Source organism: Photorhabdus temperata, assembly GCF_025384845.1.
GTDB lineage: Bacteria > Pseudomonadota > Gammaproteobacteria > Enterobacterales > Enterobacteriaceae > Photorhabdus > Photorhabdus temperata.
The window spans coordinates 1-2,161 of the sequence record NZ_JAJAFX010000155.1; the positions used below are offsets into that span (position 1 = coordinate 1).

General features: G+C 58.3%; 1 protein-coding gene. It reads left to right on the plus strand.

What is annotated here, in order from left to right; genetic code table 11:
- On the plus strand, positions 1-2,161 hold a 2,161-nt coding region (gene tssM, locus LGZ99_RS24160; protein WP_262979819.1), incomplete at both ends, for a type VI secretion system membrane subunit TssM.

A 2,161-nucleotide genomic window follows, 5' to 3' on the forward strand; every position in this document is an offset into this window, starting at 1 on the left:
AATCACTGGAAAGAACGGTTACAGCGCCATCTCGGCACCTGGCATTACCTCTACCAGCGCCCCTGGTACCTGATGCTGGGCAATACCGGCAGCGGCAAAACCTCGCTGATTCAGGAAGGCTACAAACTGACTGACATTGCCCTCCCGGACAGCCATAAAGGGGAAGAGGCTCACCCCCTGCACCTGCGCTGCTGGCTGGGGGAAAAAGCCGTCATCATTGACCCGGACGGCTTTCTTATCGACCAGATATCGCCGTCAGACACCAGCAAACCGCAGTTGCCCGCCCGCCTGTGGCAATCCCTGCTCACCTGGCTGACCGAAAACCGTCAGCGCCAGCCCCTCAACGGCATTATCCTGACGGTGGACACCCATCGTTTACTGACCGACAACAAAGCGCAACGCGAACGGTATATTGCTGCGCTCCATCTGCGCCTGCAAGATCTGCGGTTAACCCTGCACAACCCCCTCCCCTTCTATCTGGTGCTGACCAAACTTGATCTGCTGCATGGATTCAGTGCGGCGTTCCAGTCGCTGGACAAGCCGCAACGCACACAGATACTGGGCGTCACCTTCAGCCTGAATGCGCATGATGAACACAGCTGGCGTACTGAGCTGGCGCAGTTCTGGCACCAGTGGATGCAGCAGCTCAATGCCGCGATGCCGGACATGATGCTCAACAAGGTGGATATCAACCAGCGCAGCCCGCTGTTCAGTTTCACCCGTCAGATACAGGGACTGCACAGTTACCTGATCCAGTTGCTGGAGGGTATTCTCTACAATGGCGGCCCGGCACAGCCCGGACTGCGCGGCGTTTATCTCACCTCGTCCAGACAAATCGGCCAGATGGACGACATCTTTACCCAGTCTGCCGCCGTGCAGTATCACCTGGGGCCACAGGCCTTTCCGACCTGGCCGGTGGCTGATACCGCCCCCTACTTCACCCGCTCGCTGTTTGAAGACGTGTTGCTGGCCGAGCCTAATCTGGCGGCAGAAAACCGCCTGTGGTTAAGCCGTAACCGCCGCAAACTCCTGGCCTTCTCCACCGTCGGCGCCGCAGTCGCCCTGGCGCTGTGGGCAGGCTGGCACGATAACTATCAGAAGAACTATCGGGCCGGTGAAGAAGTGCTGGCACAGGCCAAAACCTTCCTGTCCATTCCCCCACCCAAAGGGGAAGACCGCAACGGGAACTTACAGTTGCCCCTGCTGAACCCTATCCGGGAAGCGACTCTGGCCTACGGGGATTACCATCAGAAAGGGCTGTTCGCTGATATGGGACTGTATCAAGGTTCCGATGTCGGCCCGTATGTCGAAAACACCTACCTGCAACTGCTGTCCCAGCGCTTCCTGCCTGCGCTGATGAATGGCCTGCTGGATGACCTGAACCAGGCTGCCAAAGGCAGTGAAGAGAAACTCGAAGTCCTCCGCATCATGCGGATGCTGGAAGACCGCAGCGGCCGCAATAAATCACTGGTAGAACAGTACATGCGCGAACGCTGGAGTCAGGTCTTTAACGGCCAGCGTCAGGTACAGGAACAGTTGCTGACCCACCTCGACTATGCGCTGGACCACACTGACTGGCGGGCGGCGCGTGAGGCGGATAACCCGGCGGCTATCAGCAGCTTTGCCCCTTACCAACGCCCGATGATGAACGCCCAGCAAGAACTGAGCCAGCTCTCCATTTACCAGCGGGTGTACCAGACCCTGCGCATCAAAGCCCAGGACTCGCTGCCGCCGCCGCTCAACCTGCGTGACCAGATTGGCCCCAGCTTTGACAGCATCTTTATCGCCAATAATGACAAACAGCTGATTATCCCGCAGTTCCTGACGATGAACGGCCTGAACAACTACTTCGTCAAACAGGACGACCAGCTGATTGACCTGACCGTGATGGACAGCTGGGTGCTGAATCTGTCGCACAACGTGCAGTACAGCGAGACCGACCGGCAAGAAATCCAGCGCCAAATCACCGAACAGTACTTAGGTGACTACACCGCCACCTGGCGCGGGGCCATGAACAACCTGGATATCCGTCATTTTACCGATATCCCGCAGGCCATCGGCGCCATTGAGCAGGTCATCAGTGGGGAACAGCCCCTCAGCCGCGCGTTGCAAATCCTCAGCGACAACACCCGCCTGCCGGTGATTAATCATACGCTGCCGG